This is a genomic window from Leifsonia sp. P73, assembly GCF_051059105.1.
In the GTDB taxonomy this organism is placed as follows: Bacteria; Actinomycetota; Actinomycetes; order Actinomycetales; family Microbacteriaceae; genus Leifsonia.
On sequence record NZ_CP194931.1, the window covers coordinates 879865 to 902679 of the forward strand.

The following is a 22815-nucleotide window of genomic DNA, read 5'->3' on the forward strand; positions in this document are numbered from 1 at the left end:
CACTGTTCTGTTTCCGCTCGGTCGGGTGGATTGGGATAACCGAGCCTATCGCGCCGGACGGGCCTCCGGCGCCGTGGGGGCGGATTGTGACGGGACCGCGACCGGCGGCGGGGAGGCCGGGTCGGCGAGCGCCGCGCGCTTCTCCTTGACCGTGCTGGCGTAGACGTCGACGTACTCCTGCTCGCCCAGGGCGTGCAGCGCGTACATGATCTCGTCGGTGACCGAGCGGAGGATGAAGCGGTCCCCCTCCATGCCCTCGAACCGGGAGAAGTCGAGCGGCTCCCCGATGATGATCCCGATCCGGCCGATCCGCGGGATGCGGCGGCCGATGGGCATGATCTCCGCGGTGTCGATCATCGCCACGGGCACGACGGGGACGCCGGCCTCCAGGATCATCCGCGCGACGCCCGTGCGCCCGCGGTACAGCTTGCCGTCGGGGCTGCGGGTGCCCTCCGGGTAGATGCCGAGGATCTCGCCCCGCGCCAGGACCGCGAGGCCGGTGTTGAGCGAGGCCTCGGAGGCCTTGCCTCCCGAGCGGTCGATGGGGAGTTGGCCGGTGGCGTTCATGAAGGCCTTGGTCGCCCAGCCCTTCAGTCCGCGCCGGGTGAAGTAGTCGCTCTTGGCGAGGAAGGAGACGTGCCGATCGACGACGATCGGCAGGAAGATCGAGTCGATGAACGACAGGTGGTTGCTGGCCAGGATGACCGCGCCGTCCGCGGGGACGTTCTCCAGCCCCACGACCCAGGGACGGAAGACGCCCCGGAGCAGCGGCCCCGCGATCAGGTTCTTCATCAGCCAGTAGAACATCGATCGAAAGCCTAGTGCCCCGCTCCCCTCACCGGGAGGACCGGCTCACGGCACGACGGGCGTCAGAGCGCCGCGTGCAGGCGGGCGAGGTCGGCCGCGCCGACCACCCCGGCGTCGTTGACCAGCTCCGCGATCCTGAACTCCGGCTCCGGGTGGAAGCCGCGCGCCGGAAGGTTCTCCAGGTAGGCCTGCCGGATCGGCTCCAGCAGCAGCTCCCCCGCCTGTGCGACGCCGCCGCCGAAGACGAACAGCTGCGGGTCGAGGATGGCGCCGAGGCTCGCGCAGGCCTGGCCGAGCCAGTCGCCGAGCTGGCGCAGGGCGGCGAGCGCGCCGGGATCGCCCGCCATGATGAGCCCGGAGATGTCGGCGCCGCTCAGCTCGCCCTTCCTGGTGCGGATGTCGGCGAGGGACTGCCCGATGCCGCCCGCGTCGGCGAGCTCGTTGGCCATCCGCTGCAGCGCCCGGCCGGAGCCGTATTGCTCGATGCAGCCGTGCGCGCCGCAGCCGCAGGGCAGGCCGCCCGGCACCACGCGCATGTGGCCGATCTCCGCTCCCGCGCCGAAGCCGCCGCGGAACAACCGGTCGTTGCTGACGATCGCGCCGCCCACGCCGGTGCCGATGGTGAGGATGACCATGTCGCTGACCAGGCGGCCGGCCCCGTAGCGGAACTCCGCCCAGCCCGCCGCGTTGGCGTCGTTCTCGATGAGCACGGGGATGTCGATGCGCTTCTCGAGCTTCTCCCGGAACGGCTCGTGCCGCCAGTTGATGTTGGGCGCGTAGTACACGGTCGACTGGGCCGCGTCGATGAAGCCGGCGGCCGCGACGCCCGCGCCTGCGATCTGCTCCGGCCCGTCCGACAGCCGCTCGATCATCGCGACGACGGCGTTCTCGATCTCCTCCGGGCGCGTCGCGTCGGTCGGCACGCGGTCCTCGCGGACGATCGCGCCGAGCTCGTCGACGACCGCTCCGGCGATCTTGGTCCCGCCGATGTCGATTCCGATGGCATGCACAGGCGGGCCCCTTCCGGATGGGCGTGGGTCGGGCGAAGGTGGGGTGCGCGGACCGGGCCGTCTCGGGAGACTCCCTGCCGCACCATCTAGAGTGTAATCAACCACTGCGAGCCGGAGCGATTCGGCCCGATTACCCGCCCGCCCGGTATCGAGGGAGCTACCGTGAACCAGTTCGAAACCCCCGCAGTCGTCCCTGCCGACCCGGAGGCCAACGCCACGGACCTGCTCGTGCAGCGGGTCGCCGCCTCTCCGGACGCCGCGCTGTTCAGCGTCCCGGACGGCGACGCCTGGAGGGACGTGACCGCGGCGGAGTTCCACCGCCAGGTCGTCGCGCTCGCCAAGGGCCTGGTCGCCGCCGGCATCCAGCCGGGCGACATGATCGGCCTGATGTGCAAGACCCGCTACGAGTGGAGCCTGATCGACTTCGCGGTCTGGTTCGCCGGCGCCGTGCTCGTGCCGATCTACGAGACGTCCTCTCCCGCCCAGGTGCAGTGGAACATGTCCGACTCGGGCGCGAAGGCCGTCATCCTGGAGACCGCGGAGATGTTCTCCCGGTTCGACGAGGTGCACGCCGACCTCCCGCTCATCCAGGACGTCTGGCAGCTCCACCTGGGTGACCTCGACAAGCTCGCCGCCGCCGGTGTCGACGTCCCGGACGCCGAGATCGAGCGACGCAGGAACCTGGCCCGCGGCGAGGACATCGGCACCCTGATCTACACCTCCGGCTCCACCGGCCGCCCCAAGGGATGCGTGCTGACGCACTCCAACTTCGTGGAGCTGTCGCGCAACGCCACCGAAGCGCTCGGCGAAGTCCTGGAGGGCGCCTCCACGCTGCTCTTCATCACGACCGCCCACGTGTTCGCCCGGTTCATCGCCGTGCTGTGCGTCACCGCCGGCGTGAAGGTGGGCCACCAGGCCGACACCAAGCAGCTGCTGCCCGCTCTCGCGAGCTTCAAGCCGACCTTCCTGCTCGCGGTCCCGCGCGTGTTCGAGAAGGTCTACAACTCGGCCGAGCAGAAGGCGGAGGCCGGCGGCCGCGGCAAGATCTTCCGCGCCGCCGCCGAGGTCGCGGTCGAGCACTCCAAGGCCGTCGAGGCCGGCTCGGTGCCGTTCGGCCTCAAGCTCAAGTTCGCCCTCTACGACCGGCTGGTGTTCTCCAAGCTGCGCGCCGCGATGGGCGGCCGCGTGAAGTACGCCGTCTCCGGCTCGGCGCCGCTCGGCTCCCACCTCGGCCACTTCTTCCACAGCCTCGGCATCAAGATCCTGGAGGGCTACGGGCTCACCGAGACCACGGCGCCCGCGACGGTCAACCGGCCGGACATGTTCAAGATCGGCACCGTCGGGCCGGCGCTGCCCGGCGTGGACCTGCGCCTGGCCGCCGACGGCGAGATCCAGGTCAGGGGCGTGAACGTCTTCAAGGAGTACTGGAAGAACCCGGAGGCGACCGCCGCGGCGTTCGACGACGGCTGGTTCCGCACCGGCGACCTCGGCTCCTTCGACGCCGACGGCTACCTCACCATCACCGGCCGCAAGAAGGAGATCATCGTCACCGCCGGCGGCAAGAACGTCTCCCCCGCCGCGCTGGAGGACCCGATCCGCGCGAACCCGCTGGTCGGCCAGGTGGTCGTCGTCGGCGACCAGAAGCCGTTCATCGCGGCGCTGGTGACGCTCGACACCGAGATGCTGCCGACCTGGCTGGCGAACAACGGCGAGGACAAGGACATGACTCTCGCCGAGGCGTCCGTGAACCCGGCCGTCAACGCCGAGATCCAGCGCGCGATCGACACGGCCAACCAGGACGTCTCCCGCGCCGAGAGCATCCGCAAGTTCGTCATCCTCGCCACGGAGCTGACCGAGGCCAGCGGCCACCTGACGCCCAAGCTGAGCATCAAGCGCAACGTGATCCTCGCCGACTTCGCCGACGTGATCGACGGCGTCTACAGCGGTAACCCCAGCACGCAGGGCATCTCGCTGGCCCACTAGGGCTCTCGCCCTCCTGATTCGTGCCGAATGGCGCGAATGGCGCCGCCATTCGCGCCATTCGGCACGAATTCTGCGAGGCGACGCGCGAACGCTTCGCGACCCTCGAAGAGGTCCTTGGCGGTGACGCGGACGACGCGCCACCCCTCGGTCTCGAGAAGATCGCGCCGCTCGATGTCGGCGTGCCACTGTCGCCGATCGACACGATGCCCGTCCCCCTCGTATTCGAAGGCGACTCGCCGGTTCGGGATGCTGAGATCCGGATGCAACACGAGCCGTCCACTGCGGACGTGCACGGGCGCGTTCACTTCCAACGCGCCGTAGCCGCGATCCTCGAGAAACAGTCGGAGCAGGCTCTCGGGCCGTGAGTCGGCTCCCGCACGAATGCGCGGCAATGCCCACATCCGGGCGCGGCCCCCTTTCGTGCGATGCAGGTCGGCCGCAGCTGCGACGAGCTCCACCAGGTCGGCCAGGGGAGGTCGTCCACGCGCGCCGACCAGGTAGTCGCCGACGGCGACGAGATCTTCGCGGGCGAGCACGCCCGAGAGCTGGCACCACACGTGCGCGGGGACGCTGATCGGCAGCCCGTCGACGAGAGTGCCGCGGAGCATCCCGAGACTGTGCCCGACGACGCCCCGGCCTCTCGGCGCAGAGCGCGGGAAGGCGACGGAGACGTGAAGCAGTTCGCTCTCCGGCAGAGCGGGAAGCGGTGCGCCGAGGAGGGCGGCCGCCGTCTGATGACTGAACCATGCGCCTTCGACCATCCGCGGGAGATATGCGGCGCAGAGCTCGTGGATGCTGGCCGGCTCGTCCGAGAGGTGGATCGCGTGGAACGGATGCCGGAGGTCGCGCGCCCGCAGCCGCGAGCGGGCGACACCTGATCGCCGCGCGTCGGCGGGCGTGAAGGAGACCCCGCGAAGCGAATCGGGCAGAGGCTGTGGAGTACGCATCCTCCATAGTCGGGGCGGTGCCGCGTGTCGCGCCCCCAGTCCCACAAATCTGTGGAGCACCACGGTTATCCCCAACGCTCCGCGCACGCGCGATTCGTGCCGAATGGCGCGAATAGTGGCGCCATTCACGCCATTCGGCACAAATCGCGGCGCGCTAGAGGTGGTCGCGCCAGGAGTGCGTGGGGGCGTAGCCGAGGAGGCGGCGGGCCTTGTCGATGGAGAGGAGGGTGTCGTTGTTGTCGAGGTCGTCGCGCTTCAGCGGGACGCCGGGGAAGACCTCGGCGACGAGCTCCGCGTTGGGGCGGGTCATGACAGTGTCGGCGGCGGCGATGATGAAGCGGTCGAAGCCGGTGGTGTCCCACTCCAGCGCCTTCTGGATGGCCTGGGCGCCGTCGCGGGCGTCGATGTAGCCCCAGAGGTTCCACTTGCGGCCGCGGGCGTCCGCGTCGTACGACGGGAAGGCGGCGTAGTCGGCCGGCTCCATCACGTTCGAGAAGCGCAGCGCCACGATCTTCAGGGACGGGTCCCAGCGCACGAGCTCGATCGCCATCTGCTCCTCGAGGTGCTTGACGAGGGAGTAGGTGGACTCCGGGCGGGCCGGGTAGTCCTCGTCCACCGGGATGTAGGGCGGCGGCACGTCGAACGGGAGGCCGAGCACGGTCTCGCTGGAGGCGTAGACGATGTTCTTGATGCCGGCCCGGCGCGCGGCCTGGAAGACGTTGTAGGTGACGCGGATGTTGTTGTGGAACGTGGCGACGTCGCTCAGGATCGCCGGCGCCGGGATCGCGGCCAGGTGCACGATGGCGTCGAAGCCGCCGTGCGCGTCGTCGACCCCGAGGATCGCGTCGATGGTCTGGCCGTAGTCGGTCAGGTCGACGCGCACGAAGCCGGGGCCGCGCTCCCCCGTCGCGTCCAGGTTGACGACGGTGTGACCCGCCGCGCGTAGTTCGCGGACGACTGTGCGCCCGAGCTTGCCCGATCCTCCGGTGACTGCGATGTCCATACAGGCGAGTCTACGGACTCAGAACCAGTCGCTCTCCCGGACCTGGCGCATGGCCTCGCGGCGGGTGTCCTTGTCGAGCCTGTCGAGGTAGAGCTTGCCGTCGAGGTGGTCGGTCTCGTGCTGCAGCGCCTGCGCCATCACACCGGTGCCGCTGAGCTCGATCTCCTTGCCGTCCAGGTCGACGCCGCGGACCCGAGCGAACGGGTAGCGGGCGGTCTTGAACCACAGGCCGGGCACGGAGAGGCAGCCCTCGTCCACCAGCTCGGGCTCGCCGGAGACCTCCACGAGCTCCGGGTTGATGATGTAGCCGACCTCGCCGTCCACGTTGTAGCTGAACGCCCGGAGGCCGACCCCGATCTGCGGGGCGGCGACGCCCGCGCGGCCCGGCGGGATGACGCTGTCGATCAGGTCTTCGACCAGGCCGCGGACGCCCTCGTCGATGTCGCCGACGGGCGCGGACGGGGTCTTCAGGACGGGGTCGCCGAACAGGCGGATCTGACGTTCGGTCACGGGGATCTCCTCGGGCGCGGGATGCGCGGGGTGGGACGGGAGCGGATCAGGCGCGCTCGGCGGGCAGGCCCTCCACCACGAGCGCGGCGAGAGCCCGGGCGGACAGCTTGGTCAGGGGCTTGAGGTCCTTCCAGTTGACCACGGAGCCGGCGGCCAGCTGCGGGTCGTACGGGATGCGGACGATCTCGCGCACGCGCGAGCGGAAGTGCGACTCGATCTCCTCGAGCTTCACCAGGTTGGTCGCGTGCGTGGCGGTGTTGAGGGCGACGACGGCGTTGCGGACCAGGTCGGTGTAGCCGTTCGCCTCCAGCCAGGTGAGGGTCTCGGACGCGAGGCGCGCCTCGTCCACGCTGCCGCCGGAGACGATCACGATCTCGTCCGCGCGCTGCAGGGTGGCGCGCATCACCGAGTGGACGATGCCGGTGCCGCAGTCGGTCAGCACGATCGAGTAGAACCGGGCGGCCAGGTCGGCGACGACGTTGTAGTCGTTCTCGTCGAACGCCTCCGAAAGCATCGGGTCGGTGTCGGAGGCGAGGATGTCGAGCCGGGTCTCGTCGCGCGAGACGAGCGCGGAGAAGTCGGTGAAGCCGCCGATGCTCGCCGCCTTGTGCACCACGTCTCGCACGGTCGCGCGGGTCTGCTTGGGGACGCGCTCGGAGAGCGTGCCGCGGTCGGGGTTGGCGTCGACCGCGATGATGCGGTCCTCGCGCGCGTCGGCCAGCGCCATCCCGAGCAGGGTGGTGACGGTGGTCTTGCCGACACCGCCCTTGCGGGTGAGCACGGGCACGAAGCGCGTGCCGCCCTCGAACTGCTTCTGGATGCGGTGGTCGAGCTCCTTGCGGGCGCGCACCTTGGCCGAGTCGCCCAGGTTCACCATGCGGAAGGTCGTGTTGTAGACGAAGCGCTGCCACGGCCCTTCCGGACCCGGGCGCGTCTTGCGGTTGACCTCCAGCAGCCGGTCGGCGGTCAGCATCGCGGCCGGCTCGGGCTGCGGCGAGTGCTCGCCGCGCAGGCGGTCGCGGCGCGACTGGGCGTAGGCGTCATGGCCGGGCAGCGGCACGACGCCGTCCGGGGCGGTGTCCTCCTGCGTCGGCGTCGGACCGGTCGCCAGCCGCGAGGCGACGATGGCGACGGACATCGTGGTCGGCTCGGTCGGCGATGCGACGAAGCCCGGGTCGACGGGGACCTCGTCGATCGCGACGGCGGCCTCGTCCTCCGGCACCTCCTGCGGCGGAGCGGGAGGCAGATCCACGGCGATGGTCAGCTTGGTGTCGATGTCGAGGGGGACGGCCTGAACGCCGGTTCGACGCCCTTGGCGAGGTCGCCGTGTTCCGGCTCCTCCGGCTTGTCTGCCACGCTTGCACTCCTCCTGCCGCTCGACGGCGGCGACTGCGACAGTTTACCGGGCGGCCGCCCGCGTCGACAGCGAGCGGTCCGCGCCGGACGCGCCGCAGCGCTCCCCGCGCGGGCGGAGAGCGCTGCGGACGAGGCCGGTCAGGCCGGGGTGATGACGACCAGGAGGTCGCCCGCGTCCACCTGCTGGGTCTTCGGGATGGCGAGGCGCTCGATCGTGCCGGCGACGGGGGCGGTGATCCCCGCCTCCATCTTCATAGCCTCGATCGACGCGACGGCTTGGCCCGCGGCGACGGTGTCGCCGGGGACCACGTGCAGCGTCACGACGCCGGAGAACGGCGCGGCCACGTGGCCGGGCTTGGCGGAGTCGGCCTTCTCGGCCGCCTTCGTCTCCACCGTGATACTGCGGTCGCGCACGAACACCGGCCGGAGCTGGCCGTTGAGCGTGGTCATGACCGTGCGCATGCCCTTGTCGTCGGCCTCGCCGATGGCCTCCAGGCCGATGTAGAGCCGCACGCCCTTGCTGAACTCGATGACGTGCTCCTCGACCGGGGAGAGCCCGTAGAGGTAGTCGATCGAGTCGACCACGGACAGGTCCCCGAAGAGCTCCCGGATCTGCTCGTAGATGCGCGTGGGAGCCGGGAAGAGCAGGCGGTTGAGCGTCGCCCGGCGCTCGGCGCTGGAGCCCTCCAGCGCCTCCGCGTCGGCGGCGGGCAGGTCCTCGACGCCGACCTTGACGGTCTTGCCCGCCAGCACCTTGGTGCGGAACGGCTCCGGCCAGCCGCCGGGCAGCTCGCCCAGCTCGCCGGCCATGAAGCCGACGACCGAGTCCGGGATGTCGTAGTTCTGCGGGTTCTCGGCGAAGTCGTCCGGGTCGGCCCGCACGGCCGCGAGGTGGAGGGCGAGGTCGCCGACGACCTTCGACGACGGCGTGACCTTGGGGATGCGGCCGAGGATGCGGTTGGCCGCGGCGTACATGTCCTCCACGAGCTCGAAGTCCTCCGCGAGGCCGAGCGCCTTGGCCTGCTGGCGCAGGTTGGAGAGCTGGCCGCCCGGGATCTCGTGCTTGTAGACGCGGCCGGTGGGGCCGGGCAGGCCCGACTCGAACGGGCGGTAGACCTGGCGCACGGCCTCCCAGTACGGTTCGAGGTCCTCGACCGCAGTCAGCGAGATGCCGGTGTCGCGCTCGGTGTGGGCCAGGGCCGCGACCAGGGCGGACGCGCTCGGCTGGCTGGTGGTGCCCGCCATCGGCGCGCTGGCCACGTCGACCGCGTCGGCGCCGGCGCGCGAGGCCGCGAGCAGCGTCGCGAGCTGGCCGCCCGGGGTGTCGTGCGTGTGGACGTGCACCGGGAGGTCGAACCGCTCGCGGAACGCCGCCACCAGCTTCTCGGCGGCGGCCGGGCGCAGCAGGCCGGCCATGTCCTTGATCGCGAGGATGTGCGCGCCGGACTCCACGATCTGCTCCGCCAGGCGCAGGTAGTAGTCGAGCGTGTAGAGGTCCTCCGCCGGGTCGAGCAGGTCGGCGGTGTAGCAGACCGCCACCTCGGCGATGGAGGAGCCGGTGGCCAGCACCGACTCGATCGCCGGGCGCATCTGCGACACGTCGTTGAGCGCGTCGAAGATGCGGAAGATGTCGACGCCGGTCGCCGCGGCCTCCCGCACGAACGCGTCGGTCACCTGGGTCGGGTACGGGGTGTAGCCGACGGTGTTGCGGCCGCGCAGCAGCATCTGGATGTTGATGTTCGGCAGCGCCTCGCGCAGCGACGCCAGCCGCTCCCACGGGTCCTCGCCGAGGAACCGCAGCGCGACGTCGTAGGTCGCGCCGCCCCAGGCCTCCACCGACAGCAGCTCAGGGGTGAGCCGGGCGACGTAGGGCGCGACGGCCAGGAGGTCCTTGGTGCGCACGCGGGTCGCGAGCAGCGACTGGTGCGCGTCCCGGAAGGTGGTCTCGGTGACAGCGAGGGCGGTCTGCGCGCGCAGCGCCTCGGCGAAGCCCTTCGGCCCCAGCTCCTGCAGCTTCTGGCGCGAGCCGGACGGGGCGGGGACGCTCAGGTCGAGGCGCGGCAGCTTCTCGACCGGGTCGGCGACCTCCGGGCGCGGGCCGTTCGGCTGGTTGACGGTGACGTCGGCCAGCCAGTTGAGCACCTTGGTGCCGCGGTCCTTGGACTCGCGGCCCTTGAACAGCTGCGGACGCTCCTCGATGAAGGAGGTGGAGACGTTGCCGGCGATGAAGTCCGGGTCCTCCATGACCGCCTGCAGGAACGGGATGTTCGTGGCGACGCCGCGGACGCGGAACTCGGCCAGCGCACGGCGCGCGCGCAGCACGGCGGCCGGGAAGTCGCGGCCACGGGTGATGAGCTTGGCGAGCATCGAGTCGAAGTGCGGGCTGATCTGGGCGCCCGGGTTGATCGTGCCGCCGTCGAGGCGGATGCCGGCGCCGCCGGGCGAGCGGTACGTGGTGATCTTGCCGGTGTCGGGACGGAACCCGGCCGTCGGGTCCTCCGTGGTGATGCGGCACTGGAGCGCCGCGCCGCGCATCTGCACCGTGTCCTGGCTGAGTCCCAGCTCGGCCAGGGTCTCCCCCGCCGCGATCCGGATCTGCGACTGCACGAGGTCGACGTCGGTGATCTCCTCGGTGACCGTGTGCTCGACCTGGATGCGCGGGTTCATCTCGATGAAGACGTGCTCACCCGCACGGTCACCCGCGGTGTCGAGCAGGAACTCGACCGTGCCGGCGTTCTCGTATCCGATGGACTTCGCGAAGGCGATGGCGTCCCGGTAGAGGGACTGGCGGATCTCGTCGGACAGGTTCGGAGCCGGAGCGATCTCGACCACCTTCTGGTGGCGGCGCTGCACCGAGCAGTCGCGCTCGAACAGGTGGATGGTGTCGCCGGTGGAGTCGGCGAGGATCTGGACCTCGATGTGGCGCGGGCGCAGGACGGCCTGCTCCAGGAACATGGTGGGGTCGCCGAACGCGCTGTCGGCCTCGCGCATGGCCTCCTCCAGCGACCCGCGCAGCTCCTCCTTGGTGGCGACCCGGCGCATGCCGCGGCCGCCGCCGCCCGCGACCGCCTTGGCGAAGATCGGGAACCCGATCGCGTCGGCTCCCGCGAGCAGCTCCTCGATGTCGCGCGACGGCGGGGTGGATTTGAGGACCGGGACGCCCGCGGCGATCGCGTGCTCCTTGGCCGTCACCTTGTTGCCCGCCATCTCCAGTACCTCGGCGCGCGGGCCGATGAACGCGATGCCCGCCGCGCGGGCCGCCTCGGCCAGCTCGGGGTTCTCGGAGAGGAAGCCGTAGCCGGGGTAGATCGCGTCCGCGCCGGACTCCTTGGCGACCCTGATGATCTCCTGCACATCCAGGTACGCGCGCACCGGGTGCCCGGGCTCGCCGATCTGGTAGGCCTCATCCGCCTTCAGCCGGTGCATCGAGTTGCGGTCTTCGTAGGGGAAGACGGCGACCGTGGCGGCGCCCAGTTCGTAGGCGGCGCGGAAGGCCCTGATGGCGATTTCACCGCGATTGGCAACGAGGATCTTACGGAACATGGGGACCTTTCGAGCAGGGGTCGGCACCACACAGCAAACGGTTAGGTAGTCCAAGACTAGTGAAGGTAACGTGGCTGTCGTGCACGTACTCAGCGTTAGTTCCCTCAAGGGCGGTGTCGGAAAGACCACGGTGACACTTGGTCTGGCCTCGGCGGCGTTCGCGAAAGGGCTCCGTACGCTGGTCGTCGACCTCGACCCGCAGTCCGACGTCTCGACCGGCATGGACATCCAGGTCGCCGGTCACCTCAACGTCGCCGACGTGCTCGCCTCCCCGAAGGAGAAGATCGTCCGTGCGGCGATCGCGCCCTCCGGCTGGACCAGGGGCCGCGCGGGCAAGGTCGATGTGATGATCGGCAGCCCGTCCGCGATCAACTTCGACGGACCGCACCCGAGCATCCGTGACATCTGGAAGCTCGAGGAGGCGCTGGCCAACGTCGAACACGACTACGAGCTGGTGCTGATCGACTGCGCCCCGTCGCTGAACGCGCTCACCCGCACGGCCTGGGCGGCCAGCGACCGCGTGGCGGTCGTGACCGAGCCCGGCCTGTTCTCGGTGGCCGCCGCCGACCGCGCGCTGCGTGCGATCGAGGAGATCCGCCGCGGCCTCTCGCCGCGCCTCCAGCCGCTCGGCATCATCGTCAACCGCGCGCGCGTGCAGTCGCTGGAGCACCAGTTCCGCATCAAGGAGTTGCGCGACATGTTCGGCCCGCTGGTGCTCGCCCCGCAGCTCCCCGAGCGCACGTCGCTTCAGCAGGCGCAGGGCGCCGCGAAGCCGCTGCACGTCTGGCCGGGTGAAAGCGCGCAGGAAATGGCCCACAACTTCGACCTGCTCCTGGAGCGCGTCCTCCGCACAGCCAAAATCGGCGAGTACGCGGTCGCAGGTAACTGACCTTCACGTTCGAGACGGCGCAAAATCGCCTCGAATTCGTCGAGACGGCGGAGAATGCGCCGCCTCGCGGGCAGCTAGGAGGCCTTGGACTTGGCGGCTCGGCGGGCGGCGAGCTCGTCGAGGTCGTCGCCCTGGGTGTCGAGCTCGACCAGCGAGGACTCGACCTCGCGGAGGACCTTGCCGACGGCGATACCGAAGACGCCCTGGCCGCGGCTGACCAGGTCGATGACCTCGTCGTTCGACGTGCACAGGTAGACGCTGGCTCCGTCGCTCATCAGCGTGGTCTGGGCCAGGTCGTTGACGCCGGCCTCGCGGAGCTGGTTGACGGCCGTGCGGATCTGCTGCAGCGAGATGCCGGTGTCGAGGAGGCGCTTGACCAGCTTGAGCACGAGGATGTCGCGGAAGCCGTAGAGGCGCTGCGAGCCGGAACCGGCCGCGCCGCGGACCGTGGGCTCCACGAGGCCGGTGCGCGCCCAGTAGTCGAGCTGGCGGTAGGAGATGCCGGCCGCGCGGGCCGCGACGGCGCCGCGGTAGCCGTTGGCGTCGTCCATCTCGGGGAGGCCGTCGGTGAACAACAGCCCCAGGTCGTACCGGGCGGCGTCGTTGTCACGACTCAGTTCGCTCATGATGACTGCCCCTCGGTTGACGGATCGTGCGCTTCATGATGAGGCGCTTCAACCACGGTACCCATCCCCCGGTCGCCGGGCAACGACATCCGGAAAACGTCCTCGGCGTGTCGAGCCGGTCAGGGCTGGAGGCGCGTCAGCGCGGCCCGGATGATGCTGCCGCGGACGACGTCCAGCTGCCCTGCGATCTCGCGGGCGAGCTCGGCGGTCTGCGGTCCGGCCGTCACGTCCTTGCGGCGCGCGAGCGGCACGAGGGCGGTCTCGATCAGCCCGATCTCGCGCTCGGCCGCGGCGCGGAAGCCGCGCAGGTGGCGCGGGCCGATGCCGGTGCGGGACAGCTCGGCGAGCGCGCGGAGCACCGTCAGCGTCTCCTCGCCGTAGACCTCGGCCGGCACGATCAGCGACGCGCTGACGGCCTCCTGCAGCAGCTCGGGCGACGCGCCCGCCTCGCGGAGCAGCTCGTCGCGCTTGAAGCGGCGGCCGGCCGGGAGCATCGACGAGCCATCGCGCGCGCCTCCCGGCAGCGCAGGGTTCTCGCCCGCGTCGACCGCGGCGAGGTACTTCTTGATGACCTTGAGCGGGAGGTAGTTGTCCCGCTGCATCGCCAGCACGGTGTGCAGCCGCTCCACGTCGGCGGGCGAGAACTTGCGGTAGCCCGACGCCGTGCGCGACGGCGAGATGAGCCCGCGCTCCTCCAGGAAACGCAGCTTGGACGACGACAGGTCCGGGAACTCGGGGGTCAGGCGCGCCAGCACCTGGCCGATCGAGAGCAGTGCGGGCGAGGCCGTGTGCGCCCTCGCTGCTTGCCGGGCCACTGGCTCGTTAGTTCTTCGCCGCGGCGGCGAGGTCTTGCCGTGAGGCGTAGAACGTGAGCCGGAACTTGCCGATCTGGACCTCGGACGAGTCGCTGAGCAGCGCGCTCTCGATACGCACGCCGTCGTAGTACGTGCCGTTGAGCGAGCCCAGGTCGCGGACCTCGAAGGCCGTGCCGCGGCGGGTGAACTCCGCGTGCCGGCGCGAGACGGTCACATCGTCGAGGAAGATGTCGGCGTTCGGGTGGCGACCCGCGCTCGTGACGTCGGCGTCGAGGAGGAAACGCGCGCCGGTGTTGGGACCGCGCCGCACGATGAGCAGGGCCGAGCCGGACGGCAGGGCCGCGATCGCCTCCTGCTCCTCGGGGCTGATCTCCCCGTCCATGGGGAACATCTTGGAGATGAACTCCTCGCCGAAGCGCGCGGTCGTGTCCTCGTTCCCCGTCGCGGCGTCGCGCAGGGGTTCTCGGCGTCGCGGCCGTCGTCATCGGCAGCAGAAGCCCATCCAGGGTAGTTCTCGTCAGGCACCGTCAACCTCCTCGTGGTCAAGCCTATCGGAATGTGGCCCGCTGTCATCGGCCGGAAGGCGGATGACCCGGGCGGTCTCCCGAATGTAGACGATGCCGGCCCACCAGTAGAGGAAGGCTCCCCAGAGCGCGAAGGCCCAGCCGAGCGGCAGCGAGAAGGGCGCGAGCGGGTCGAACGCCTCCCCCAGCATGAGCAGCGGGAGGGCGCAGAACAGGCAGAACGTGGCGACCTTGCCGAGGTGGTGGACCGGCAGCGGGCCGAAGCCGTGGTTGGCCAGGATCACCCCGAGCACCGCCAGCATGACGTCGCGCGCGAGGATCACCGCCACCAGCCACCAGGGGATGACCTCCCGCCAGGCCAGGCCGACCAGGGCGGCGAAGATGTAGAGGCGGTCGGCGGCAGGGTCGAGGAGCTGCCCGAGCCGGGACACCTGGTTGAGCCTGCGGGCCAGCCAGCCGTCGAGGAAGTCGGTGATGCTGGAGACGACGAGGACGAGGAGGGCGAGAGCGTCCTCCCCCGTGATCACGAACGCCAGGAACACCGGCACCAGAGCCAGCCGGAAGAAGCTGAGGACGTTCGGGATCGTCCACACGCGCGAGCTCACCGCGCCGACTGCATCCACGATTCCACTCTACTGACCGTGGTCCTCCCGTCGAGGGAGGTCTGCGACCCTAGGATGTGGGGCGTGGAGACCTTCTTCGTGTGCCTCTGGATCCTCGCGGGCGTATGCGCCGCGACCTGGGTGCTGTCGCTCATCACGGGCGAGCACTCCTGGGTGGACCGGATCTGGTCGGTCGTGCCCGTCGTCTACGTCTGGGTGTTCGCGATCGCCGCCGGCCTCCAGGACGCCAGGCTCGACCTGATGGCCGGCCTCGTGACGCTGTGGGGCGCGCGGCTGACCTTCAACTTCGCCCGCAAGGGCGGCTACGCGCCGGGCGGCGAGGACTACCGCTGGGAGGTGCTGCGCGGCCGGATGGGCCGTGGCGTCTTCGCGGTCTTCAACCTGTTCTTCATCGTGATCTACCAGAACGTGCTGCTCCTGCTGATCGCGCTGCCGGCCTGGACTGCGTTCCAGCACCCGACGCCGCTGAACGGCTTCGACCTCGTGTGCGCGGTGCTGTTCCTGGTGCTGCTCGCGGGCGAGACGATCGCCGACCAGCAGCAGTGGGCGTTCCACCGGTGGAAGAAGGCCGAGGTCGCCGCCGGGCGCCAGCCGAGCCCGCGCTTCCTGCAGACCGGGCTGTTCCGCTACTCCCGGCACCCGAACTTCTTCTGCGAGCAGGCCCAGTGGTGGGTGGTCTTCCTGTTCGGCTGCGTCGCCGCCGGCTCGCTGCTGCAGTGGACGGTGATCGGGCCGCTGTTGCTCACGGGCCTCTTCATCGGCTCGACGGTCTTCACCGAGAGCATCTCGCGGTCGCGCTACCCGGAGTACGCGGAGTATCAGCGCCGCACGTCGCCGATCGTGCCGTGGTTCCCGCGCCGCGGCGGGAGGCCGTCACGGCGCGGTCGTGACGGCGCGCGCCGGACGTGGGAAGGCCTCCCGCATGTGGTCGGAGTCGAGGTAGTCGGCCACGCCGATGAGGATCAGGCTGAACACGATCTGCTCGGTCACCATCCAGAACGGGTAGAGGCCGGGGATCGCCGCGATCACGAGCGTGACGACGGGGAAGATCTTGGAGAACAGCCGCAGCCGCGAGTAGGCCCAGTAGTAGCCCTTCTGCGCGCGCCAGGCGAAGTAGAACAGCGTGACGGTCATGCCGAGCACGACGACGGAGCGCATCCAGACCGCGAACGGGACCGGCGCGCCGTCGAGCGTGAGCACCGAGGCGATGACGACGGCGGTGGTGCCGACGAGAAGCTCGGCGACGAGCAGCCAGGCGATGACGACGAACGCGCGGCGCGTCCGCGGGTGGTCGCGCCCCTCCTCCGGGACGGTGTAACCGGCGTGGCGTCCGCCCGCGATCCGGTCGAGCCGTCGGAGCAGTGAATCCATGCATTTACCGTAACGCGACGCGGCTGGGAGCTGCTTCCACCTTTCGATGGATCCAGCGCGTACCGTTGAGTCCATGTCCTGCATCCGCTTCAACACCCCCGCCCAGCGCCAGGCCATGCGCGACCACAGCCCCGCGATGCTGACCGCGGAGGAGGCCGCCGCGCTGCACCCGGCGCCGGAGTTCACGGAGAGCAAGCTGCGGCGGCTGCGGCTGCTGGCGGCGGACCCGAACCCGAAGATCCGGGAGGCAGTCGCCTCCAGCTACAACACGCCCGTCGACCTGTTCGAGGCGCTCGCACAGGATCCGGACGAGGGCGTGCGGGGCTGCGTCGCGAAGAACGAGGCGACGCCGTGCGACATCCTGCGCGCGCTGGCGGGCGAGCGGTCGGAGACGGTGCGCGGCTGGGTCGCGGTCAACTATTACGTGCCCGCCGATGTCATGGAGACGCTGGCGAAGGATCGGAGCAGGACCGTTCGCAGCCTCGTGAAGTGGAAGGCGCAGCTCGCCGAAGAGGAAGCCGCGCCCGAGCGGGCCGGGGAGCCCGCACTCCAGCGATGACCGGCGTCCGCGTCGATGCCTGGGCGTGGGCGGTGCGGCTCTACAAGACCCGCTCGGCGGCCTCCGACGCCTGCAAGGCCGGGCACCTGAAGGTGAACGGAGACCGGGCGAAGCCGTCGCAGCAGGTGAAGGTGGGCGACGAGGTGCGCGCCTTCGTCGGCGGCTCCGAGAAGATCTACATCGCGCGGAAGCTGATCGTGAAGCGCGTCGGCGCCGCCGTCGCGGCCGAGTGCTTCGAGGACCGCACGCCTCCGCCGCCACCGAAGGCCGAGACGCCGTCGGATGTCACCCGCGAGCGCGGGGCCGGCCGCCCGACCAAGCGGGACCGGCGCCTGCTCGACCAGCTCCGGGACCGCTGATGCCGGTGGCGCGAGTGGGGATCTCCGGGTGGACGTACGCGCCGTGGCGCGGCGTGTTCTACCCGAAGGGCCTGCCGCATCGCGCCGAGCTGGAGTACGCCGCGGAGCGGCTGAACTCGATCGAGCTCAACGGCAGCTTCTACGCGCTGCAGAAGCCCTCCAGCTACCGCACCTGGGCGGCGAGCACGCCGGACGACTTCGTGTTCTCGGTCAAGGGCGGCCGCTACATCACGCACATCCTGCGCCTGAAGAACGCGCGGACGGCCGTGGCCAACCTGTTCGCCTCCGGGGTGCTGACCCTCGGGCCCAAGCTCGGCCCGCTGCTGTGGCAGCTCCCGCCGAACCTGCAGTTCGACGCGGAGGCGCTGGACGCGTTCCTGGGGATGCTGCCGAAGACCGCCGCGGAGGCCCGGGCGCTGGCGGCGGACACGACCCTGGAGCAGGACCGGACGGACTACTCCGGCGCGGACGACCGCCCGCTCCGGCACGCGGTGGAGGCGCGGCACCCGAGCTTCACCGACCCGGCCTTCCCGCGTACGTGCCGCGCGCACGGCGTCGCCGTGGTGCTCGCGGACACGGCCGGGCGCTATCCGGTGCTGCGCGAGACGACCGCGGACTTCGTGTACGTGCGCCTGCACGGCGACGAGGAGCTGTACGCGAGCGGGTACACCGAGGAGGCGCTCGACCGCTGGGCCGGCGAATTGCGGGCGCGGCTGGCCGACGGGCTGGACGTGTACGCGTACTTCGACAACGACCTGAAGGTGCGGGCGCCGTACGACGCGATGGGGCTGTTGGGGCGGCTGCGCTAACCCGCCAGCACCGACATGACGTTCCCCGCCGGGTCGCGGAACCACGCGATGTCCGGGCCGCGGTTCACGGCGCGGCCGCGCGCGATGCCCTTCTCGTCGGTGTGGAGGTCGTCGTCGTCGTAGATCTTGGTGACGACGCCCTTGGCGTTCAGGTCGTCGACGGCGGCGTCGATGTCGTCCACCGCCAGGTTCAGGATGGTGAAGCTCGCCGGGGTGTGGTCCGGCTTCGGGTAGACGAACACGTGGCCTCCGCTCGGGAGGGCGAGGTCGAGGTTGCCGCCGGGACCCTCCGTTACGGACAGGCCGAGGGCGTCGCGGTAGAAGTCGCGGGCGGCGTCGATGTCGTTGACGCTGAAACCGCTGAAGATGTCGATAGCGTTGACCATGCCGCCAACTCTGCCCCGGAGCCGGCACGGCGTCTAGACGAAGCGCACGGCCTCCTGCAGCCGCGGCCGCAACTCGAAGGCGCGGTCGACGCTCGCGCGGCCCGCGGCGTCGGCCCCGTCACGGAGGATCTTCGGCAGCAGCGAGCGACGCACCACCGTCGCTCCGGCCAGCCTCCCGCGCTGCACGACATCGAGCGGGACGGTGAGGGCGTCGTCCGGGACGACCACGATCAGGCCGGTGAAGCGCACGCCCGCCTGGCGGCCGAAGCTCTTCGCGGAGTTGTGGAGCTCGTGGAAGGGCTCCTCGTCGTGCGCGATCCCGGGGCCGACCAGCTCGCCCTTCGCCAGCTTGACCGGGGCGCCCCAGTCGGCGGAGCGGATCGCGAACAGGCCGGCAGGGCCGAGGACGATGTGGTCGAGCTTGGCGTCGGTCGCCGGGTGCACGGCCACGTCGTTCCAGATCGTGAAGCCGATACCGAGGCCGGAGACGGCGCGGGCGGTCGCCTCCTCGGCGAGCGCCTCCGCCAGCAGCAGGCGGATCTCGCGCGGAGCGGAGCGCACCAGCGCCGGATCGTACGGGTCGGCGAGGTCGGTGCCGCGGCCCATCCACTCGCGCATCAGAGTCAGGAAGCGCTCGCGGGCCCGGCCGCCGGGATGGCCGTAGCTGCGCGCGCGCACGGTCGGCCCGCGGCCCGAGGAGCGGGTGGGGTGCACGGTCGCGCTGAAGCCGCCGCCGCCCGACTCTCCGGAGACGGCGTCCACCACCAGGGACTCGCCGCGGTCGTAGCGCGCGCGGTCCTCCGGGTCGCCGACCTGCTCCCAGGCGAACTGCACGGCCTGGAACGCCTCGGCGGTGCCGCCGGTGTCGGGGTGCGTGAGCCGGGCGAGCCGGCGGTAGGCGCGGCGCAGCTCCTCCTGGCTGACGGTCGCGCTGACCCCGAGCACCTCGTAGGCGCTCGGCGCTGCGGGACTGTCACTCATGGTTCACGAGAGTAGCGGGCGGATCCGCGAATTCGCTCGATTTCGATTGAGGACGGAATGTGACCGCATGCGGTCATAGCCTGGTCTCACACCAACCGGAAGGGCAGGAATCATGACCATCAGCGACTGGCGCATCGAGCTCATCATCGTCCCCGTGACCGACGTGGACCGGGCCAAGACGTTCTACGTGGACCAGCTGGGCTGGAACGCGGACTTCGACCAGCGCGTCTCCGACACGCTCCGGTTCGTGCAGGTGACGCCTCCCGGCTCGGCCTGCTCGATCGCGTTCGGCGAGGGGCTGACCGACATGGCGCCCGGCACGATGAAGGGGCTGCAGATCGTGATCCCGGACGCCGACGCCGCGCTCGAGCACCTGCGCGGCAACGGGATCGAGGCGCAGGGCGTCGATGACCAGCCGTGGGGGCGGTTCGTCACCTACACCGACCCGGACGGGAACGGCTGGACCCTCCAGCAGCTCGTGCCGCAGAACCGCTAGCCCAGCGCGTACGCGATCAGGAGCAGGGTCACGACGAACCCGCACGCGTAGTTGATCCAGAGGAAGCGCCGCCAGCCCCGGTTGGCGGCGCTCGCGCGTTCGTCGGGGACCGACCAGTACGGCGTGGCGGTGAGGACGTACGGCACGGCGAGCACGGCGGCGAGCGGTCCCGGCCACGCGGTGCCGAGCATGGCGACGCCGGCGGCGGCCCAGGCGAGGACGGCGAGCCGCGTGGTGCGGGCGGCGCCGAGCACGGTCGCGATCGAGGCGATGCCGGCCTCCCGGTCGGGCACGACGTCCTGCACGGCGCCGAACGCGTGGCTGCCGACGCCCCACAGGAAGAACGCCAGCAGCAGCAGCCAGAGCCCCGGCGTGAAGACGGCGCCGGCGAGCACCAGCCCGTAGAGCGCCGGGCTGACGAAGTGGAAGCTGGACGTCGCCGAGTCCAGGAACGGGACCTCCTTGAATCGCAGCCCCCTCACCGAGTACGCCAGCACGGCGAAGACGCTCGCGCCGAGGACCAGCCAGGACAGCGGCGGGCCGACCGCGACGAGGAAGGCCAGGAACGGCAGGTTCGTCACTGCCGCGGCCACGAGCGTGCGGCGATGGACGCCCGGGTCGAGGAGGGCGCCCTCCGCTCCGCCCTTGCGCGGGTTGCGCAGGTCGGACTCGTAGTCGAACACGTCGTTCACCCCGTACATCGCCAGGTTGTACGGGATGAGGAAGTAGAGCGTCCCGACGACGAGCACGGCGTCGACCCGGCCGGTGGTGACCAGGTATGCCGCGGCGAACGGGAAGGCGGTGTTGATCCAGCTCAGCGGGCGCGAGGCGAGGAGGAGCCGGCGGGCGGCGGACGGGGCGACGGCGGTGGTCATCGGCTGGTCCGATCGTGCGTGCGGGACTGCGCTGTGCCGGCCGACTCCGACTCCCCCGGCCTCGGTCGCAGCAGCAGCCAGAGGCCCGCGAGCAGCAGGAGCCCGGCGATCGGATAGGCGAGGTCCTCGACCGGGACGAGGCCGACGTGCACGCCGGAGATCGCGGCGGCGGCGTAGGTCATCAGGCCGGCGGCGATCATCAGGTTGTCGAAGACGGCTGTGAGCACCACCAACAGCACGCCCGTGACGACGGCCGGGACGGTCCAGCGTGCGACGAGGCGCGCCCGGTCCGGTGCACGCACGAGACCGGCGACGAGCACGGCCGCGGCGAGCGCGAGGAAGGCGGCGCTGAGGAGCGGGTAGGTGCTGAGTACTGGATAAGTCATGGGCGCTCCCTCCGGTCCAGCAGCGCGCGCGTCCCGAACAGCGCCACGAGCGTCAGGTAGCAGAGGAACGCCAGGAAGACCGGCTCCTCTAGCGGGAGCTGCGGCGCGAGCTCGATCCCGGTCATGAAGGGCGACCGGCCGCGGGCGAAGACGCCCAGCGCGATGCCGAGCACGTCCCAGGCCAGGAAGAAGACCACCCCGGCCGCGAGCACCAGTCCGGTTCTCCGAGCGGCGCCGCCGCGCCAGAAGACCAGCCGGAATCTCCGGTCGAGCAGCACCAGCGCGCCGAGCGAGACCAGCAGGCAGACGAGGTATGCGACGCTCACGGGACGCGCTCCCCGGCATTCACTGGACCCGCGGTCGCCGGCCGCAGCGGCGCCGGCAGCGGCGCGGCGGTGACGTCGCCGCGCAGGCGCTTGAGGACGAGCTCGGCGCTGATCAGGCACATGGGGAGGCCGATCCCGGGGATCGTGGACGACCCGGCGTAGAGGAGGCCGTCGACCTTCTTGGAGGCGTTGCCCGGACGGAGGAACGCGCTCTGCCGGAGGGTGTGGGCGAGTCCGAGCGCTCCGCCCATCCAGGCGTTGACGTCGTGCGCGAAGTCGTCCGGCCCGATCGTGCGGCGCACCACGATCCGGTCGGCGAGGTCGGGGATGCCCGCCCAGTCGCCGACCTGCGCGATCGCCGCGTCGACGGTCTTCTCCACGAGCCGGTCGCCGGCGCCGTCGACCCCGCCGCGGCCGATCGAGACATCGGCGGCGACGGGGACCAGCACGAATAGGTTCTCCGTGCCCTCGGGCGCGACCCCGGGGTCGGTCGCGCTCGGCTTGCAGACGTAGAGCGACGCGGGATCGGGGATGACCGTCCCCCGGCCCCACCCGCGGCGGGCGCCGTCGATGTGGGCGAAGCCGGCCTCCCAGTCGGTCGTGAAGAAGAGGTTGTGGTGGGTGAGCTCCGGGAGGTGCCCGCGGACGCCGAGCATCGCGAGCACGGCGCCGGGCCCGGGGTCGCGGCGGTCCCAGCTGCGCTCGGGATGCGTCCGCAGCGCCGGCGGCAGCAGCTCGGTCTCGGTGTGGTGGAGGTCGGCGGCCGAGATCACGACCTCCGCGTCCGAGACCCGGCGGTGTCCCGCGGCATCGACGTACTCGACGCCCGTCGCGCGCGCCCGCCGTCCGCGTCCGTGCTCCGTCCGGATCGCCGTCACCCGCGCCCCGGTCACCAGTTCCGCGCCCGCGGCCTCGGCGAGCGCCGCGATCCGCCGGATCAGCTCGGCGAATCCGCCCAGCGGGTAGCGCACGCCGTCGTCGAGGTCGAGGTGGCTCATCAGGTGGTACATGCTCGGCGCCCGGCCGGGCGACGTGCCGAGGAAGACCGCGGGGTAGCCGAGCAGCTGGCGGAGCCGGGTGTCGCGCACGAAGTCTGCGGCGTACCGGTCGAGCGGTTCGAGGAGGAGCCGCGCCAGCCTCCCCGCTCGGCGGAGGACGGCGGGGTCCAGCAGCGGGCCGGGGGTCGCGAACGTCGCGTAGAGGAAGCGGTCGACCGCCAGGCGGTAGGTCTCGGCCGCGCTCGCCAGGTAGCGGTCGAGCGCGGCGGCGCCGCCGGGCTCCACGCTCTCGAACAGCGCGCGGTTGGCCCGGCCGTCGGCCCGAACGTCCAGCGGGGCCTCGCCGGACTCCGCGAACAGGCGGTAGCCGGGGTCGAGCGTGACGAGGTCGAGCTGCTCGGCGGCGCTGGTGCCGAGAAGCCGGAAGAAGTGGTCGAACACCTCCGGCATCAGGTACCACGACGGCCCGGTGTCGAAGCGGAACCCGTCCGCCTCCCACAGCCCGGCCCTGCCGCCGAGCGCGCTGTTCTGTTCGAGGAGGGTGACCCGGCGGCCGTCACGCGCGAGCAGCGCCGCGGTGGCGAGCCCGGCGATCCCTCCCCCGACGATGACGACCCGATCGGCGGACATCGG

24 protein-coding genes are annotated in these 22815 nt (G+C 71.0%); 7 read left to right on the plus strand and 17 right to left on the minus strand.

The features are described from left to right. Nucleotides 1–45 precede the first annotated feature (45 nt). Complete coding sequence (locus ACQ86L_RS04475; protein ID WP_434317844.1) at nucleotides 46–807, minus strand: lysophospholipid acyltransferase family protein; 762 nt, start codon at nucleotides 805–807, stop codon at nucleotides 46–48. Between the two features lie 62 nt (nucleotides 808–869). Then, on the minus strand, nucleotides 870–1817 hold the full coding sequence (locus tag ACQ86L_RS04480; RefSeq protein WP_434317845.1) for an ROK family glucokinase: 948 nt from the start codon (nucleotides 1815–1817) through the stop codon (nucleotides 870–872). 162 nt (nucleotides 1818–1979) lie between these two features. Between ACQ86L_RS04480 and ACQ86L_RS04485 the strand changes: the two genes are divergently transcribed. Continuing rightward, nucleotides 1980–3800 carry an AMP-dependent synthetase/ligase gene (locus ACQ86L_RS04485; RefSeq protein ID WP_434317846.1) on the plus strand — a complete coding sequence of 607 codons (1821 nt, stop codon included), beginning with the start codon at nucleotides 1980–1982 and terminating at the stop codon, nucleotides 3798–3800. On the opposite strand, the gene ACQ86L_RS04490 is transcribed toward ACQ86L_RS04485, so the two are convergent. The 5 genes from ACQ86L_RS04490 to ACQ86L_RS04510 all read right to left on the minus strand — a co-directional run bounded on the left by ACQ86L_RS04490 (nucleotide 3797) and on the right by ACQ86L_RS04510 (nucleotide 11159). Then, nucleotides 3797–4747: a hypothetical protein gene (locus tag ACQ86L_RS04490; RefSeq protein WP_434317847.1), complete on the minus strand. Its 951-nt coding sequence runs from the start codon at nucleotides 4745–4747 to the stop codon at nucleotides 3797–3799. The genes ACQ86L_RS04485 and ACQ86L_RS04490 overlap by 4 nt on opposite strands. 154 nt (nucleotides 4748–4901) lie before the next feature. Next, nucleotides 4902–5750, minus strand: a complete 849-nt coding sequence (locus ACQ86L_RS04495; RefSeq protein ID WP_434317848.1) for an NAD-dependent epimerase/dehydratase family protein — start codon at nucleotides 5748–5750, stop codon at nucleotides 4902–4904. A gap of 18 nt (nucleotides 5751–5768) precedes the next feature. Then, nucleotides 5769–6260, minus strand: a complete 492-nt coding sequence (gene def / locus ACQ86L_RS04500; RefSeq protein WP_434317849.1) for a peptide deformylase — start codon at nucleotides 6258–6260, stop codon at nucleotides 5769–5771. 46 nt (nucleotides 6261–6306) lie between these two features. After that, nucleotides 6307–7512, minus strand: coding sequence for an AAA family ATPase (locus ACQ86L_RS04505; protein WP_434317850.1), 1206 nt, complete (start codon nucleotides 7510–7512; stop codon nucleotides 6307–6309). 242 nt (nucleotides 7513–7754) lie between these two features. After that, nucleotides 7755–11159, minus strand: coding sequence for a pyruvate carboxylase (locus ACQ86L_RS04510; protein WP_434317851.1), 3405 nt, complete (start codon nucleotides 11157–11159; stop codon nucleotides 7755–7757). Between the two features lie 79 nt (nucleotides 11160–11238). On the opposite strand from ACQ86L_RS04510, the gene ACQ86L_RS04515 reads away from it, so the two are divergent. Next, a complete protein-coding gene (locus ACQ86L_RS04515; RefSeq protein WP_370057281.1) occupies nucleotides 11239–12048 on the plus strand; it encodes a ParA family protein in 810 nt (269 codons plus the stop codon). Nucleotides 12049–12122: 74 nt separating this feature from the next. Here ACQ86L_RS04515 and ACQ86L_RS04520 read toward each other — a convergent pair whose 3' ends face one another. The 4 genes from ACQ86L_RS04520 to ACQ86L_RS04535 form a co-directional block, all read right to left on the minus strand. Further along, entirely contained in the window at nucleotides 12123–12674 is a 552-nt protein-coding gene (locus ACQ86L_RS04520; protein ID WP_345834675.1) for a MerR family transcriptional regulator, read from the minus strand. A gap of 119 nt (nucleotides 12675–12793) precedes the next feature. Beyond that, nucleotides 12794–13489 (minus strand): transcriptional regulator FtsR, encoded by a 696-nt coding sequence (gene ftsR, locus ACQ86L_RS04525; RefSeq protein ID WP_434317852.1) that lies wholly within the window; start codon nucleotides 13487–13489, stop codon nucleotides 12794–12796. Between the two features lie 7 nt (nucleotides 13490–13496). Continuing rightward, the gene (locus tag ACQ86L_RS04530) at nucleotides 13497–13946 is read right to left on the minus strand and encodes an FHA domain-containing protein (RefSeq protein WP_179609324.1); all 450 of its coding nucleotides are present in this window, start codon (nucleotides 13944–13946) and stop codon (nucleotides 13497–13499) included. A 60-nt stretch (nucleotides 13947–14006) separates the two neighbouring features. Next, complete coding sequence (locus ACQ86L_RS04535; protein ID WP_434317853.1) at nucleotides 14007–14636, minus strand: CDP-alcohol phosphatidyltransferase family protein; 630 nt, start codon at nucleotides 14634–14636, stop codon at nucleotides 14007–14009. 63 nt (nucleotides 14637–14699) lie between these two features. On the opposite strand from ACQ86L_RS04535, the gene ACQ86L_RS04540 reads away from it, so the two are divergent. From ACQ86L_RS04540 to ACQ86L_RS04555, 4 genes are all read left to right on the plus strand, one after another. Further along, a complete protein-coding gene (locus tag ACQ86L_RS04540) occupies nucleotides 14700–16001 on the plus strand; it encodes a DUF1295 domain-containing protein (protein WP_434317854.1) in 1302 nt (433 codons plus the stop codon). A 79-nt stretch (nucleotides 16002–16080) separates the two neighbouring features. After that, nucleotides 16081–16566, plus strand: coding sequence for a hypothetical protein (locus tag ACQ86L_RS04545; RefSeq protein ID WP_434317855.1), 486 nt, complete (start codon nucleotides 16081–16083; stop codon nucleotides 16564–16566). Next, complete coding sequence (locus ACQ86L_RS04550; RefSeq protein ID WP_434317856.1) at nucleotides 16563–16925, plus strand: RNA-binding S4 domain-containing protein; 363 nt, start codon at nucleotides 16563–16565, stop codon at nucleotides 16923–16925. Before ACQ86L_RS04545 ends, ACQ86L_RS04550 begins: the two co-directional genes overlap by 4 nt. Continuing rightward, nucleotides 16925–17734: a DUF72 domain-containing protein gene (locus tag ACQ86L_RS04555; protein ID WP_434317857.1), complete on the plus strand. Its 810-nt coding sequence runs from the start codon at nucleotides 16925–16927 to the stop codon at nucleotides 17732–17734. Before ACQ86L_RS04550 ends, ACQ86L_RS04555 begins: the two co-directional genes overlap by 1 nt. Here the strand turns inward: ACQ86L_RS04555 and ACQ86L_RS04560 are convergent. Both ACQ86L_RS04560 and ACQ86L_RS04565 read right to left on the minus strand, forming a co-directional pair. After that, nucleotides 17731–18120, minus strand: coding sequence for a VOC family protein (locus ACQ86L_RS04560; protein ID WP_434317858.1), 390 nt, complete (start codon nucleotides 18118–18120; stop codon nucleotides 17731–17733). The two genes, ACQ86L_RS04555 and ACQ86L_RS04560, sit on opposite strands and share 4 nt — an antisense overlap. A 33-nt stretch (nucleotides 18121–18153) precedes the next feature. Beyond that, nucleotides 18154–19101 carry a J domain-containing protein gene (locus tag ACQ86L_RS04565; RefSeq protein WP_434317859.1) on the minus strand — a complete coding sequence of 316 codons (948 nt, stop codon included), beginning with the start codon at nucleotides 19099–19101 and terminating at the stop codon, nucleotides 18154–18156. A 112-nt stretch (nucleotides 19102–19213) separates the two neighbouring features. Between ACQ86L_RS04565 and ACQ86L_RS04570 the strand changes: the two genes are divergently transcribed. Then, on the plus strand, nucleotides 19214–19597 hold the full coding sequence (locus ACQ86L_RS04570) for a glyoxalase superfamily protein (RefSeq protein WP_434317860.1): 384 nt from the start codon (nucleotides 19214–19216) through the stop codon (nucleotides 19595–19597). Here the strand turns inward: ACQ86L_RS04570 and ACQ86L_RS04575 are convergent. From ACQ86L_RS04575 to crtI, 4 genes are read right to left on the minus strand one after another with little or no spacing between them, the layout of a single operon-like run. Next, complete coding sequence (locus ACQ86L_RS04575) at nucleotides 19594–20472, minus strand: prenyltransferase (RefSeq protein WP_434317861.1); 879 nt, start codon at nucleotides 20470–20472, stop codon at nucleotides 19594–19596. The genes ACQ86L_RS04570 and ACQ86L_RS04575 overlap by 4 nt on opposite strands. Further along, on the minus strand, nucleotides 20469–20858 hold the full coding sequence (locus tag ACQ86L_RS04580) for a lycopene cyclase domain-containing protein (protein WP_434317862.1): 390 nt from the start codon (nucleotides 20856–20858) through the stop codon (nucleotides 20469–20471). Before ACQ86L_RS04580 ends, ACQ86L_RS04575 begins: the two co-directional genes overlap by 4 nt. Continuing rightward, complete coding sequence (locus ACQ86L_RS04585; protein WP_434317863.1) at nucleotides 20855–21184, minus strand: lycopene cyclase domain-containing protein; 330 nt, start codon at nucleotides 21182–21184, stop codon at nucleotides 20855–20857. The genes ACQ86L_RS04580 and ACQ86L_RS04585 overlap by 4 nt, the downstream gene beginning before the upstream one ends. Beyond that, entirely contained in the window at nucleotides 21181–22812 is a 1632-nt protein-coding gene (crtI, locus tag ACQ86L_RS04590) for a phytoene desaturase family protein (protein ID WP_434317864.1), read from the minus strand. The genes ACQ86L_RS04585 and crtI overlap by 4 nt, the downstream gene beginning before the upstream one ends. Nucleotides 22813–22815: the final 3 nt, after the last annotated feature.